This is a genomic window from Xanthobacter lutulentifluminis, from assembly GCF_043194675.2.
Lineage (GTDB): Bacteria > Pseudomonadota > Alphaproteobacteria > Rhizobiales > Xanthobacteraceae > Xanthobacter.
On the sequence record NZ_CM195525.1, the window covers coordinates 3,909,734 to 3,922,267 of the forward strand.

Below are 12,534 nucleotides of genomic sequence, written 5' to 3' on the forward strand. Positions count from 1 at the left end.
GCCATGCGGACGCAACATAGCGCAATTTTCATCCCCGCCCGTGACATGGAAAGGCTGCGCGGCTAGTTTGCAGCCCCGTTTGACCGAGGTGACCGTTTCCAGGAGGGGGTTCGGGTATGGCGTCCAATATTTCCGAGGATCTGCGCTCGGGCGCGCTGTACTATCACCGCAACCCGAAGCCCGGGAAGCTGGAGATCCAGGCGACCAAACCGCTGGGCAACCAGCGCGATCTCGCCCACGCCTATTCGCCCGGCGTCGCGGCGGCCTGCGAGGCCATCGCCGCTGATCCGCTGCAGGCGGCCGACCTGACCATCCGCGCCAATCTGGTCGCCGTCGTCTCCAACGGCACCGCCGTCCTCGGCCTCGGCAACATCGGCCCGCTCGCCGGCAAGCCGGTGATGGAAGGCAAGGCGGTCCTGTTCAAGAAGTTCGCCGGCATCGACGTGTTCGACATCGAGATCGACGCCATGACCGTCGAGCGCATGGTCGACGTGGTGAGCGCGCTGGAGCCCACCTTCGGCGGCATCAACCTCGAGGACATCAAGGCCCCCGAGTGCTTCGAGGTGGAAGCCCAGCTGCGCGCGCGCATGAAGATCCCGGTCTTCCACGACGACCAGCACGGCACGGCCATCATCGTCGGCGCGGCGGTGCGCAACGCGCTCGAGGTGGGCAACCGCAAGATCGAGGACGTGAAGATCGTCACGTCCGGCGCCGGCGCGGCCGCGCTCGCCTGCCTCAACCTGCTCGTCACGCTCGGCGCGCGGAAGGAGAACATCTGGGTCACGGACATCGAGGGCGTGGTCTATGACGGCCGCAACACCCTCATGGATCCCTACAAGGAGATCTATGCCCAGAAGACCGACAAGCGCACCCTGGACGAGGTGATCGACGGCGCGCACATCTTCCTCGGCCTGTCCGCGGGCGGGGTGCTGAAGCCGGAGATGGTGAAGAAGATGGCGGACCACCCGCTCATCCTCGCCCTCGCCAACCCCATGCCCGAGATCATGCCCGAGGAGGCCCGCGAGGCCCGGCCGGACGCCATGATCTGCACCGGACGCTCGGACTTCCCCAACCAGGTCAACAACGTCCTGTGCTTCCCCTACATCTTCCGCGGGGCGCTGGATGTCGGGGCGACCGACATCAACGCCGAGATGAAGATGGCGGCGGTGGAGGCCCTCGCGGCGCTCGCCCGCGAGACCCCCTCCGACGTGGTGGCGCGCGCCTATGGCGGCGAGACCCGCTCGTTCGGCGCCGATTCGCTCATTCCCTCGCCGTTCGACCCGCGCCTCATCCTGCGCATCGCGCCGGCGGTGGCGAAGGCGGCCATGGACACCGGCATCGCCACCCGGCCCATCGCCGACATGGACGCCTACATCGAGCAGCTGGACCATTTCGTGTTCCGCTCCGGCTTCATCATGCGGCCGCTGTTCGCCCGGGCGAAGCGGGAGGTGAAGCGGGTCATCTATGCCGAGGGCGAGGACGAGCGCGTGCTGCGCGCCGTGCAGGCGGTGCTGGAGGAGGGCATCGCCCATCCCATCATCGTGGCGCGCCCCAACGTGCTGGAATCCCGCCTCAAGCGGTTCGGCCTGTCGATCCGCCCCGGCAAGGATTTCGACCTCATCAATCCCGAGGATGATCCGCGCTACCGCGACTACGTGCGCACCTATGTGGAGGTGGCCGGCCGCCGCGGCGTGACGCCGGACGCCGCCCGCACCCTGGTGCGCACCCATCCCACCGTGATCGCGGCGCTCGCCGTGCAGCGCGGCGAGGCGGATGCCATGCTGTGCGGCATCGAGGGTCGCTTCACCCGCCACCTGCGGCAGGTGCGCGACATCATCGGCCTCGCGCCGGGCGTGAAGGAGCTGGCGGCCCTGTCGCTGCTCATCACCTCCAAGGGCAACTTCTTCATCTGCGACACGCAGATCCAGACCGAGCCCACCGCCGCCGACCTCGCGGAGATGACCGTGCTGGCCGCCGCCCACGTGCGCCGGTTCGGGCTGGAGCCGCGCATCGCGCTGCTGTCGCACTCCAACTTCGGCAGCCACGAGACGCTCTCCGCCAAGCGGGTGCGCTCCGCCCTCTCCATCATCCGCGAGCGCGAGCCGAGCCTCGTGGTGGACGGCGAGATGCAGGCGGACGCGGCTCTGATGGAGGACATCCGCCGCCGCTCGTTCCCCAACTCCACCCTCACCGGCGTGGCCAACGTGCTGGTGATGCCCGACCTCGACGCCGCCGACATCGCCTTCAACATGATCAAGGTGCTGGGCGACGCGCTGCCGGTGGGCCCGATCCTGATGGGCACGGCCAAGCCGGCGCACATCCTCGGCCCCACCGTCACCACCCGCGGCGTGGTCAACATGACCGCCGTGGCCGTGGCCGAGGCCCAGACCGTCGACTGATCCTGACCCGGCGCGCGCTTCACGGCGGGCGCCGGTTTCCCTCCGGATGCGGGGCCGCGCCCCCCAATCGTGCCCGCTCCGCTGGAGCGCGCGGCGCGCCCGGCGGACGGGATTCCGATGGGCGCCCCGCCGATGGATGCCCGAGCGCCTCGGGGGCAGGGCGTCGGATCTCCGATGGGTGCCGGCGGCGCCGCCTCGGCCCGTCCCGGTCTGCCGATGGATGCGACCCCTTCCCTGCCGGCTCTTCTCTCCCTCCGGCGCTTCTGGTGCACGGCTGACACCGGCCTGCCCCGGCCGGCACCGCCGGCGCTGAACGAGCGGCACTCAAGCCGACAGATGGGCCCCCGCGTCGCCGATCCGGCCGCCGGCCCGGAGGGGCCGTGCCCGGCGTCGATTCCCGGCGGACCGGCGCGCCGGTTTTGCTGCGATCATTCGCTGTTCTCCCGCCCGGCGACCCGGTTCGTCGCGTTGCTGCCACTCCCGGGGCGGGGTGGCGCCGGGGAGCGGCTTCGGCCCCGCCGCCGGCCGGGCACTTGTCTGGCGTCAATTCTGGGCGGACCTCCTCGGGGCGGACCGGCCTGCTGGTCTCGCGAAGGTCATTCGCTGTTCTCCCGCCCGGCGACCCGGTTCATCGCGTTGCCGCCACTCCCGGGGCGGGGCGGCGCCGGGGAGCGGCTTCGGCCCCCGCCGCCGGCCGGGCACTTGTCTGGCGTTAATTCTGGGCGGACCTCCGCGGGGCGGACGGGCGTGCCGGTCTCGCGAAGGTCATTCGCTGTTCGCCCGCCCGGCGACCCGGTTCATCGCGTTGCCGCCACTCCCGGGGCGGGGCGCGCCGGGGAGCGGCTTCGGCCCCCGCCGCCGGCCGGGCACTTGTCTGGCGTTAATTCTGGGCGGACCTCCGCGGGGCGGACGGGCGTGCCGGTCTCGCGAAGGTCATTCGCTGTTCGCCCGCCCGGCGACCCGGTTCATCGCGTTGCCGCCACTCCCGGGGCGGGGCGGCGCCGGGGAGCGGCTTCGGCCCCCGCCGCCCACCTGCCAGCGCCGTATCTTGGCCGGGCATCCGTCTCGGCCGGGCGTTCGTCCCAAGCGGACCGACCCTCCGGCTTTCCATGGGCCACGGCTGCCGATCGGCCCGCGGCGACGGGTGCTGCCGCGCGGCGGCGGGCTCGGTCGCGGCCTCGCCGGGCGCGCATCGCGGCCCGCTCCTCCAGCCGCCCTCCCGGCAGCCGCTCCACCGCCGTACCGGGCCGAGGCGGGCCGAACCGGCGGCCGAGCCCGAGCCTCGTCCGGTCTTGCAGGGAGCGCCTTTCATGCCGCCGGACCGCGGGGGCGGGGCGCGCCGGTCGTCCGAGCTTCAGCGCGGGGCGGGGAAGGCGAGGACGCCGGAGGTGTAGCGCTCGATCAGCGCGCTGAACGGGGTGCCGTCCGGCAGGGTCAGCACCGCCCGGTGCATCAGCACGAACGCCGGCATCTCGAGTGTCGCCGCGGCGGGCGTGACGCTGGCGCCGAGCGTCTCCGCCGGGGTCCACAGCAGGCGCGCCTCCAGCGTGCGGCGGCGGAAATCCAACGCCCGCACCGCCTTGCCGAACGGCGTGTCGGTGGTGTCGAGCGCGGTGTTCATCTCCGCCGTCAGCCGGCCGGGCAGGTAGTAATTGTCCGCGTCCGAGAGCACCACGGCGCCGCACACCAGCCGCACCCGGCGGTGGCGCACCGGCGTGTCGGGCCCGGCGCCGAGCAGGGCGCGCACCTCGTCCGGCACCGTGGCGTCGGCCTCGCGCACCCGTTCCGCCCGCACCAGCGCCGGCGCGCCGATGCCATGGCTGCCGCACCAGCGCTCCAGCGTGGCGGTGGCGCTGGGGTGGGAGAGCAGCTCGCGGTTCAGCGTCTCCAGCTGGTCCTGCGCGGCGCGGCGGGTGGCGGGCGTGTCCGGCCAGGCGAAGCCCGGCCCGGCCGGCTCCAGCGCCCGGGCGGGCGCCAGCAGGCAGGCCAGAAACATCAGCGGCAGCACGGCCGGGAACAGCAGCATCACGTCCATCACGCCTTGGGCAGAGGCCGGCTCAGCCGACCCCCATCCATAGCGCAGCCCCGCGCCTTGCGCCAAGCCGAACCGGTCGCGGTGGCCGGCTTTGCGGAAAATGGTCCTGTTACAGGAATAATATCCTTGACAGCGTCACGCTGCCCCGCTAGTGTTTCGCCATGTTCGAGACGTGTGCCCGACGGGCGCCGCTCGCTTCGCCCCGGCCGCAAGCCGCCTGATGGATCGGGCCGCGGCCCTCTGGCGCCGCTCGGGCGCCGCCTTTCCGGACACATCCCATGCGCAAACCGTTGCCGCCCCGCAAGGCGCCGGCCATGGCGCCGCTCGCGCGTCAGCTCTACGAGGCCGGCGCGCCGCTCGCGGAGATCGCCCGGCGGACCGGGCTGAAGCCGTCGCAGGTGTACTACTGGATCGACCGCGACATCGCCGCCGACGGCACGGTGACGCTGCGTCCCGTCACCCGGCGGGTGACGCTGGCGCCGGGCACCCGCGCTGCCGCGCCGGCCCGCGGCCATCTCCTGGCGCGGCTGTGGCGCGCCGCCGAGCGCCAGCTCGACGAGATCGAGCAGCGCCTCGCCGCCGCCATCGCCGCCGAGGCGGACCCCGACGCCGCCCGGCCCCGGCCCGCCGCCGACGCCGAGAAGGACGCCCGCGCCCTCGCGGTCCTCGCCCGCACCCTCAGGGAGCTCTCCGCGCTGGAGAGCGAGCACGCCAAATCGCGCAAGGTGAAGCAGGAAGATGACGCCGTCCGCGACCTCGACACCTTCCGCCGCGAGCTTGCGCGCCGCCTTGACCGCCTGCGCGCGGGCGGGGACGGCGCAGACCCTGCTGCGTGACCTGCCCGAGGCCGAGGCCGCGCTCCTGCTCGCCGACTGGGAATTGTGGGCCCGCGACGACCAGCTGCCGCCGGATGCCGCGCAGGGCGGCGCGCCCTGGACCACCTGGCTGGTGCTGGGCGGGCGGGGCGCCGGCAAGACCCGCGCCGGCGCCGAATGGGTGCGCGGGCTGGCGCTCGGCCGCCCGCCCTTCGCCAGCGAGCCGGTGACGCGCATCGCGCTGGTGGCGGAGACCATGGCCGACCTGCGCGAGGTGATGGTGGAGGGCGTCTCCGGCCTGCTTGCCGTGCATCCGCGCGCCGAGCGGCCGCGCTGGGAGCCCACCCGCCGCCGCCTCGAATGGCCCAATGGCGCGGTGGCGCAGGGGTTTTCGGCAGAGGACCCGGAAAGTCTGCGCGGCCCGCAGTTCGCCGCCGCCTGGCTGGACGAGCTCGCCAAGTGGAAGCGCGCCGAGGCGACCTTCGACATGCTGCAGTTCGGGCTGAGGCTGGGCGCGCGGCCGCGCCAGATGGTGACCACGACGCCGCGCCCCGGCGCCCTCATCCGTCGCCTGCTGGCGGACCCGGCCACGGCGGTGACGCGGGCGCGCACGGCGGACAATGCCTTCCATCTCGCCCCCGGCTTCCTCGGCCAGGTGCTGAGCCGCTATGGCGGCACGCGCCTCGGCCGGCAGGAGCTCAACGGCGAATTGATCGAGGACCGGCCCGACGCCCTGTTCTCCCGCCCGGCGCTGGAGGCGCTGCGGGAGGCGGCGGCCCCGCCGCTCGCCCGCGTCGTGGTGGCGGTGGACCCGCCCGCCTCCTCCCGCGCCGGCGCCGACGCCTGCGGGCTGGTGGCGGCGGGCATCGATGCGGCGGGCGTGGTGCATGTGCTGGCGGATGAAAGCGCGCGCGGCCTGCGCCCGGCCCAATGGGCGGCGCGGGCGGTGGCGCTGTTCGCAAGGCTGGAGGCCGACGTGATCGTCGCCGAGGTGAACCAGGGCGGCGAGATGGTGCGCGCCGTGATCGCCGAGGTGGACCCGCAGGTTCCGGTGGAGGCGGTGCGCGCCACCCGGGGAAAATACCTGCGGGCCGAGCCCGTGGCCGCGCTCTACGAGCAGGGGCGGGTGCGCCACGCCGGTGCCTTCCCGGCGTTGGAGGACGAGATGTGTGATTTAGTCTTTTCTAGCGCAGATGCTTGTTTCAGTCCATAGGTTTTGCAAAATTTTACACCGGCTTGTTCTTGCGGCGTTCCTCCAAGCTTACCACTGCCGCCTTCCCGTCAGCCTTCTTGTCGGCAAACCGGCTGTAGCGATCGATCATCGCGAGGCTCATCCCAACCTGCGCTTCGATCTGGCTCGTGGTGCTGCCTCTGCGCTTCAATTCCACAACGCGGGTGGACCGCAGGCCGTGCAAGGTTACGCCGGCCAGCGCTGGGATCTTGTCCCGTTGCTCGGCGAAATGCCGGTCTAGGAGCTTCCGGGAATATGGCTTGCCGCTATCCTGCCGAAGGTACGGGCCGGGCGCCCTGTCCCATTTCGCCATTTCCGCGGCCAGTTCGGGCTCAATAGGGCACCACACCTCGGCGCGCGTCTTCTGCTGCACCAAATGGAACCCGCCTTCGTCAATGAACGTCTCGCCAAGCCGGACCACATCCGAGCCTCGCTGCCCCGTGTAGCGCGCGAGGAAAAACCCCCGCCGGGCCATTCCCGTCAGGTGCTCCTCGGCGGAGGCGAGCTGCGCGTCGGTCCAGGGCTTGTGGCCGCCATCCTTGGCGTAGGGCTTGACCCCGTGCGTGATGGAGTGCGGGAAGTGATCCCGAGCGCACCCCCACGCGGACAGAGCACGGAGGACGCCCAATACGGTGTTCGCTGTCCCTGGCGTGTCGGCCAGCTCATCAAGGAGCGTTCGGACGTAGACCGGCCGAAGCTGGTCGGCCGCCAGCTTGGCCCATGCGTTCCGAGCGTGCTTCAGCCCACGCCGGTATTGGTCCTTGGTTCCATCGCCGAGCTTGGCAAAATGCGGTGACGTCTCGTACAGATCGCACACGTCGCCAAACGTCATCACCGGGTCCGCTTCTACGGTGCCCTGCGCCTCGCGGACTGCGATCCAGAACGCCGGGTCATGCGGGTCATCCGGCAGGCGCGTGCGGGGCCCTTCGTTCGCGGTGCCGCGCCCGACTTGGTAATAGAAGTACTCCCGCGCTCGGGAGACGACCCGGTGCACGTGCTTAGGCAGTTCCACGGCGCCCTTCTTTCGCGATTTGCGCGGCACGGCGTGCTCCGGCTATGAACGGATCTTCGGGGGCCTTATGCTCGCCAGTCGGCGCCAAAGAGGCAAGGGCGGCTTCCACGGACGCCCACGACCAGCGGACGCACCCGTTGGACAGGCGCAGCGGCCTCGGCAGAACGCCGCGACGGACCATCTCGTCTACGGTGCTTTCCGACATATCGAGCTGCGCGGCGAGGGTCGCCCTGCTCAGGTAGGCGGGCGGTGAAGTCAGGCTCATCCTTCCGGCGCCTCCTCGCGCTTGGGTGGGGCGAGTCCCGCCTCCTCTTCCAGCTCCGCGATGCGGGCGCGGAACACCATGGCGCTCCATCGGTTGTGCCCGCTGATGTCTCGCCGGATTGCCAGCGCTTCGGCCTCAGGAACAGCGACCGATGCAAGCGGGGGCCATGCCGGTTGCACTTTCGCGGCTTCGGCCTCGTGATACTCCACCGCCTCCCGCAGCCCTGCCAGACGCCCGGCGCGGAAGGTGTCTCTGAACTGTTCCGCCGGAGATTTCACACGCGGCTCACTAGCCATGCTCGCCTCCTTCGTGGTGGAGGGCGGCGCTGGCTTGGCGCAGATCGTGGCGCTCTATCAGCCGATATCCCGTGCCGGTTTCAAAGCGGAACGGTCCAGGCTCATTGCCGATGGCGCGATCGGCCCGTGCGAACGGCTCCAGCGCATTCCGCAGCCGCTCCACCTCGGCCCGCGCTTCGTCCCGCTCGCGCTCTGCTGTCTCGGCGCGCTCCCTCCATCCTTCGACCACGTCGGGCCACTCCGATGCCTTGAGACGCCCTTCGGCCTCGCCGGCCTTCTTCGCCCATTCGGACATCTCGCGGATAGCCTCGTCCCGGTCGCGGGTCGCTGTGGCGGCGAGGGCGCGCTGTTCAGCTACAGCGTCAGCGTATTTCGTGATCCGAGCCTCGTGCCGCTCTGTCAGCCCCTTGACGTGCGCAGCATGCTGTTCGCCGTCCACGCGGAATAGGTCGCGCAGCCTCTCGATCTCCTTGTCTCGTGAGGCGAGGGCGGAAGCTGCTTCGATGAAGAGCTTGCGAGCGTCCGATCGATGCACCGGCACGCGCTGCAAGGCGGTTGCCTGAAACTCGTGGCGCTCGGCATTGTGGAGCCGCGCCACCAGATCGTCACTTCCCGGCATGGTCGTCCTCCTGGGATAGGGCTGCGCGGCCGGCGGGGGTGATGCGAAAGAGCGGGACATTTCCACGAGTGTCGGCCCATCCGCAGTGCTCAGCCCATCCTGCAAATACAAGGGTCGGCATCTGGTTTCGGGAGGTAAGGGCGTCTTTTATCTCGCAGCCGGCATCTCCAAATTTAGACATCTTGGCAAGGGCTTGGCGCCGCGCGCTCGTCAGCTTCGCCATTCACGCGCCCTCCCTGCCTTCGGGGTGAGATGGGGTGGCGGGGCGGGGTTTCTTCGCCTGCTGGCTTTCGTAATAGCCGCGCCCCTTCCCGTGGTTCGGGAACCAATTCCCGTACCACCGCTGCTTGCGGCGGATCGGCCCGTAGGCCGCATTCCAACGGGCGGGCCCACCTGATGGGACAACATCTTGATGGCATCGAGGGCATAAGTTCTGGTGGTCCAGAATGGCCACCTCACAGCATGTGGTGAACAGCGTGCTGTTGTTTGGGCCGTCTAGAAAAACAGTCGCCATCATCAGCCCTCCCCTGCCGGCGTGGGGAGGGGAAGGGCGCGGCCGGCTCGCGTCGGCAAAGGCTTCGCACCCCATTCGGCGCGGATCGCTGCGACGTGACGCGTGACAGCCATTGGGCTGAGCCCGAGTCGCTCGGAAATCTCGCGGCGACTGATCCCGAGATGCGAGGCGAGCAGCGCACGCACGGCTGCGCGATTGTCTGCGCCGATCTTGTAGCCAGGTGACGGCATCACGCTCCTCCCTTACGAACGTGATCCACCATCGCTCGATAGCAGGCGCGCATGATCAGGAAGGGCTTCGACCGCTCCTCCGGCATGGTGAATTCGAGCAGGCGCATATGCCCGCTTGCATCATGCGTCGCGGCCAGCATTTCCTCGGTCGCGTTGGTCGGCATCAGGATCATCCTGTCCTGAGGCGGGGCTTCGTAGCGGCGGAACAGCGGGGCGACATGGCCGCCGTGCTGGCGGACGTAATCGATGGCCTCGTGCCGCAGCCAGAAGGGCTTGTTGCACCCCTCTCCCGCGCCGGCCGTGCCGGTCTCTGCCCACCATGCGCGGGGCTGGTCGAGGGCCGAAGGTGGGACTTCTACCTCCGTCCCCGCGTTCCAGTCGGAGGTGGGGGTTGGTTCGAGGGCGGAGAGGATGCGGCGCTCGTAGTCGTCCTGTCGGGCCTGCTTTGCCGTATCGAGATCGGGGAATTTACCGCTCTCGCATGTTCCCTCAGTCCAACTATCTCCATCCATGTAGATGGTGAGCGCAGCGCTGCCGGTGATAGCGTTGGTGGGGCGCCATGCCATCCAGCTCTTCGAGCCTTGGTCATCTCCGCCAGCCCAATACTTTTCCCACTCCAGCGCTTTGACCTTCACCGCCCCGCCCGGCTGCGGGGCCTGCGCCTTCGCCTCGGCAATCAGCGCGTCCATCTCGGGGCGGGCCGGAGCGGCGTCCTGCACGCGGCGGTGATCGGCCGGCTGCGAGGCTGGCCAATAATCAAGGTCCACCCGCAAGCTACCATCGTCATTGACTGTCACAGATTTCACGGGGGCGGAAGCGAGGCCGGTTACTGGACCGTCTTGGCAAGTGAAGTTGACATGAACAACCGGCGTAAACTGCGGGGCGGCGACGCTGGCGAGGGCTTCTTTCACACCATCGGTCACGGCGCAGGCCGCCCCGCGCTTCAGGATACCGGCGTAGAGACGACCATTGTCCTCCCCGCTCTCGGCGGGTGGGGGGACGGGGGCGGCGGCAAGCATCGCCCCATAGATGTCCGCCGGGGTTACATCTTCTTTGTCGATCCAGCCGGCTCGCTGCATCTCCTCGGTCGGCGTCTCCGGCACCAGCTTCCACCCCGCCGGCACCGCCACCGGCTCCTGCGCGGGGGCGGGGTGGGACTTGGCCTGATCTAGAGCAATTCGCAGATCGCGGTGGACCCAACCGACGGCGTGTAGGCAATGCTCCAAGGAGTGCCCATGGTAGGGGCTTCCGGTCCCACTTTCACGGGCCATCTCGCCTTCTTTGATGACGTCGAGGTATCGGTGTTTCAGGTTCGCATCCAACGGGGTTTGCCCGTCGGGCACTTTTCGCCCAGCCACCGGCTCGCCGGCTTGCGCGCGGGCGTGGGTGAGGGCGGCTTGCCACGTCTTGCGGCACATGTCGCGTTCGGGGGGCCAGATATGGGTAGCCCAATTGGGCCCGAAAGTGTCGGCGCACCACGCCTCGAAGGCTTCCCGGTCTCGATCAGCGGCGGTCATGGCTGGGCTCCTCTGCGTCTTCGATGCGGGCCGGAGGCGTAACCTCAGGCAGCGGATGCGGGACAACCACGTGCTCGTGGTTCCGGCTGTCGCTGAACGTCTTGCAGGTGAAGACGAGCCCGTGCGCCTTCTGCCACGCGTCGCAGGCGGCCTCGATCCGGCGCCGCAGGTCAGCTTCCTGTTCGGCGGTCGCTTCGAACCAAGGGCCATCGTCTCCTTCGCAGCCCACACGGTCGCTGTCGGATAAGGCTTCTTCCGCGCGCTCAAGGAAGCGGTCCGCCTCAATATATTCGGCAAGACGCAACGGGCGTTGTTCGGCTTCGCAGATGTGGAAGCCGAGTTTCCAGACGCCGTTGTCATCCTCAAATTCGCCTAAGACCTCATCGGTGGCATTGGCAATAACTTCGTCGCGAGTTTCGCACGGGCCGACTGTGCAATATTCTTCGCTGGACCCTGCCCACCAGCCCCAATAGCTCTTGGTGTCCTGTTTCGGAGCACACCCCTCCGCCGCCTCGCGCAGGACGCGGGAGATGGTGGGCCATGCGGCGACTAGGGCGGCGTGGAACTCGCACTCGGCAGATGCCGCGACGATCGCCGCAGTCTTCCATGTGTCGGACGCCGGGTCGTTCTCGCCAGCATCGGCAAGCTGGGCCTCGCGGGCGCGAAGGTCGGTGGCCCGGTGATGCAGGCGGTCCAGTTCTGCGATGAGCGCGACATTAGACATCAGCCAACTCCGCTTCATCTTTGGCGAAATGGACAGCCGCTACCTTGTGCTGGCAGAACTCCGCGATACATCTGTCTCCGGACCAAATTCGGAGGTATGGAATATTGCTGTACTCGCCGGATTTCAGGCATGGCTCGATGCGCGTCACGCCGTCCATGCCGACGCAATAGGCGAGGCCCATGACGTGGTTCTGATAATCGTCATAGGTAACGATTACTTCTCGGATCGGCTGCTTGACAGCATGAACGGAAGGCTCGAATTCATTCATCGGAAAATTCCTTCGCCAGACGCGCGCGCTCGTGGGTGTCATCGCGGAGAATGTCGGGGTCTGGCTCGCTGTCCTCCCATGGGCAGGAGCACATCTCTTCTTCCATCTCGCAGGAGCGGGGAGAATAGGCGCCGCAGAACGGGCAGAGCGTGTTCGGGGCCGCCACCCGCAGCAGCAGTTCCTTGTTGGTCTTAGAGGTCATTTGTCCTGCTCCTCAAGGCGGATGATGATGGGGCGGATGCGCCAGCCGGCGGCTACGACGCGCCAGAAATTGCTAGCAACGGCGGCCTGATCGGGGGTGGATCGAATTGTCTGGATGGCGATCTTCCCTTCCGGGCTCACCGCCGCGAATGCTCTCTGTTCAGTCGCCATCCTTGCCCCCTTCGGCGATGGAGATTTCGGCGTCCTTGACCATGCGGCGCTTCATCCGGAGAATGATCGCGAAATAAGCCTCAAGGTCGCTCAGGTCGTTCTCGGTCATCTCGCGCGGCATCATGAAGTAAATGATGCCGCCGCCTTCCGTGTATGTTTGGAAAGTCTGCATCTCGCTCACGGGCCTGCCGCCCTTAGGGGAAGTGGTGTCAGTCATCGGTCTTCTCGCTGGTAGAA

At 68.9% G+C, this 12,534-nt stretch carries 14 protein-coding genes; 3 read left to right on the forward strand and 11 right to left on the reverse strand.

Going from position 1 to position 12,534, the window contains the following annotated elements; all coding sequences use genetic code 11:
- Positions 1–116: 116 nt before the first annotated feature.
- Positions 117–2,399, forward strand: a complete 2,283-nt coding sequence (locus V5F49_RS17925) for an NADP-dependent malic enzyme (RefSeq protein WP_394116900.1) — start codon at positions 117–119, stop codon at positions 2,397–2,399.
- Positions 2,400–3,753: 1,354 nt separating this feature from the next.
- On the opposite strand, the gene V5F49_RS17930 is transcribed toward V5F49_RS17925, so the two are convergent.
- Entirely contained in the window at positions 3,754–4,434 is a 681-nt protein-coding gene (locus V5F49_RS17930; protein ID WP_394118230.1) for a hypothetical protein, read from the reverse strand.
- Positions 4,435–4,712: 278 nt separating this feature from the next.
- Between V5F49_RS17930 and V5F49_RS17935 the strand changes: the two genes are divergently transcribed.
- Together V5F49_RS17935 and V5F49_RS17940 are read left to right on the forward strand one after the other, a co-directional pair.
- Positions 4,713–5,270, forward strand: a complete 558-nt coding sequence (locus tag V5F49_RS17935) for a terminase gpP N-terminus-related DNA-binding protein (protein WP_394118231.1) — start codon at positions 4,713–4,715, stop codon at positions 5,268–5,270.
- Positions 5,173–6,462, forward strand: coding sequence for a DNA-packaging protein (locus tag V5F49_RS17940; protein ID WP_394118232.1), 1,290 nt, complete (start codon positions 5,173–5,175; stop codon positions 6,460–6,462). The genes V5F49_RS17935 and V5F49_RS17940 overlap by 98 nt, the downstream gene beginning before the upstream one ends.
- A 13-nt stretch (positions 6,463–6,475) precedes the next feature.
- On the opposite strand, the gene V5F49_RS17945 is transcribed toward V5F49_RS17940, so the two are convergent.
- The 10 genes from V5F49_RS17945 to V5F49_RS17990 all read right to left on the reverse strand — a co-directional run bounded on the left by V5F49_RS17945 (position 6,476) and on the right by V5F49_RS17990 (position 12,514).
- Positions 6,476–7,492 carry a site-specific integrase gene (locus V5F49_RS17945; RefSeq protein ID WP_394118233.1) on the reverse strand — a complete coding sequence of 339 codons (1,017 nt, stop codon included), beginning with the start codon at positions 7,490–7,492 and terminating at the stop codon, positions 6,476–6,478.
- A 261-nt stretch (positions 7,493–7,753) separates the two neighbouring features.
- Positions 7,754–8,053: a hypothetical protein gene (locus tag V5F49_RS17950; protein WP_394118234.1), complete on the reverse strand. Its 300-nt coding sequence runs from the start codon at positions 8,051–8,053 to the stop codon at positions 7,754–7,756.
- Positions 8,046–8,672: a hypothetical protein gene (locus V5F49_RS17955; RefSeq protein WP_394118235.1), complete on the reverse strand. Its 627-nt coding sequence runs from the start codon at positions 8,670–8,672 to the stop codon at positions 8,046–8,048. The genes V5F49_RS17950 and V5F49_RS17955 overlap by 8 nt, the downstream gene beginning before the upstream one ends.
- A gap of 516 nt (positions 8,673–9,188) precedes the next feature.
- On the reverse strand, positions 9,189–9,416 hold the full coding sequence (locus V5F49_RS17960; protein WP_394118237.1) for a winged helix-turn-helix domain-containing protein: 228 nt from the start codon (positions 9,414–9,416) through the stop codon (positions 9,189–9,191).
- Complete coding sequence (locus V5F49_RS17965) at positions 9,416–10,933, reverse strand: hypothetical protein (RefSeq protein WP_394118238.1); 1,518 nt, start codon at positions 10,931–10,933, stop codon at positions 9,416–9,418. The genes V5F49_RS17960 and V5F49_RS17965 overlap by 1 nt, the downstream gene beginning before the upstream one ends.
- Positions 10,920–11,657: a hypothetical protein gene (locus tag V5F49_RS17970; RefSeq protein WP_394118239.1), complete on the reverse strand. Its 738-nt coding sequence runs from the start codon at positions 11,655–11,657 to the stop codon at positions 10,920–10,922. Before V5F49_RS17970 ends, V5F49_RS17965 begins: the two co-directional genes overlap by 14 nt.
- Positions 11,650–11,925 (reverse strand): hypothetical protein, encoded by a 276-nt coding sequence (locus V5F49_RS17975; RefSeq protein WP_394118240.1) that lies wholly within the window; start codon positions 11,923–11,925, stop codon positions 11,650–11,652. The genes V5F49_RS17970 and V5F49_RS17975 overlap by 8 nt, the downstream gene beginning before the upstream one ends.
- Positions 11,918–12,127 carry a hypothetical protein gene (locus V5F49_RS17980; RefSeq protein ID WP_394118241.1) on the reverse strand — a complete coding sequence of 70 codons (210 nt, stop codon included), beginning with the start codon at positions 12,125–12,127 and terminating at the stop codon, positions 11,918–11,920. The genes V5F49_RS17975 and V5F49_RS17980 overlap by 8 nt, the downstream gene beginning before the upstream one ends.
- Positions 12,124–12,297 (reverse strand): hypothetical protein, encoded by a 174-nt coding sequence (locus V5F49_RS17985; protein ID WP_394118242.1) that lies wholly within the window; start codon positions 12,295–12,297, stop codon positions 12,124–12,126. The genes V5F49_RS17980 and V5F49_RS17985 overlap by 4 nt, the downstream gene beginning before the upstream one ends.
- On the reverse strand, positions 12,287–12,514 hold the full coding sequence (locus V5F49_RS17990; RefSeq protein WP_394118243.1) for a hypothetical protein: 228 nt from the start codon (positions 12,512–12,514) through the stop codon (positions 12,287–12,289). The genes V5F49_RS17985 and V5F49_RS17990 overlap by 11 nt, the downstream gene beginning before the upstream one ends.
- Positions 12,515–12,534 lie beyond the last annotated feature (20 nt).

What these genes read in the sequence shown, in the direction of transcription:
- V5F49_RS17925 (WP_394116900.1), top strand. Translation starts at nt 117, where the DNA reads ATGGCGTCCAATATTTCCGAGGATCTGCGCTCGGGCGCGCTGTACTAT.
- V5F49_RS17930 (WP_394118230.1), bottom strand. Translation starts at nt 4,434, where the DNA reads ATGGACGTGATGCTGCTGTTCCCGGCCGTGCTGCCGCTGATGTTTCTG.
- V5F49_RS17935 (WP_394118231.1), top strand. Translation starts at nt 4,713, where the DNA reads ATGCGCAAACCGTTGCCGCCCCGCAAGGCGCCGGCCATGGCGCCGCTC.
- V5F49_RS17940 (WP_394118232.1), top strand. Translation starts at nt 5,173, where the DNA reads ATGACGCCGTCCGCGACCTCGACACCTTCCGCCGCGAGCTTGCGCGCC.
- V5F49_RS17950 (WP_394118234.1), bottom strand. Translation starts at nt 8,053, where the DNA reads ATGGCTAGTGAGCCGCGTGTGAAATCTCCGGCGGAACAGTTCAGAGAC.
- V5F49_RS17955 (WP_394118235.1), bottom strand. Translation starts at nt 8,672, where the DNA reads ATGCCGGGAAGTGACGATCTGGTGGCGCGGCTCCACAATGCCGAGCGC.
- V5F49_RS17960 (WP_394118237.1), bottom strand. Translation starts at nt 9,416, where the DNA reads ATGCCGTCACCTGGCTACAAGATCGGCGCAGACAATCGCGCAGCCGTG.
- V5F49_RS17965 (WP_394118238.1), bottom strand. Translation starts at nt 10,933, where the DNA reads ATGACCGCCGCTGATCGAGACCGGGAAGCCTTCGAGGCGTGGTGCGCC.
- V5F49_RS17970 (WP_394118239.1), bottom strand. Translation starts at nt 11,657, where the DNA reads ATGTCTAATGTCGCGCTCATCGCAGAACTGGACCGCCTGCATCACCGG.
- V5F49_RS17975 (WP_394118240.1), bottom strand. Translation starts at nt 11,925, where the DNA reads ATGAATGAATTCGAGCCTTCCGTTCATGCTGTCAAGCAGCCGATCCGA.
- V5F49_RS17980 (WP_394118241.1), bottom strand. Translation starts at nt 12,127, where the DNA reads ATGACCTCTAAGACCAACAAGGAACTGCTGCTGCGGGTGGCGGCCCCG.
- V5F49_RS17985 (WP_394118242.1), bottom strand. Translation starts at nt 12,297, where the DNA reads ATGGCGACTGAACAGAGAGCATTCGCGGCGGTGAGCCCGGAAGGGAAG.
- V5F49_RS17990 (WP_394118243.1), bottom strand. Translation starts at nt 12,514, where the DNA reads ATGACTGACACCACTTCCCCTAAGGGCGGCAGGCCCGTGAGCGAGATG.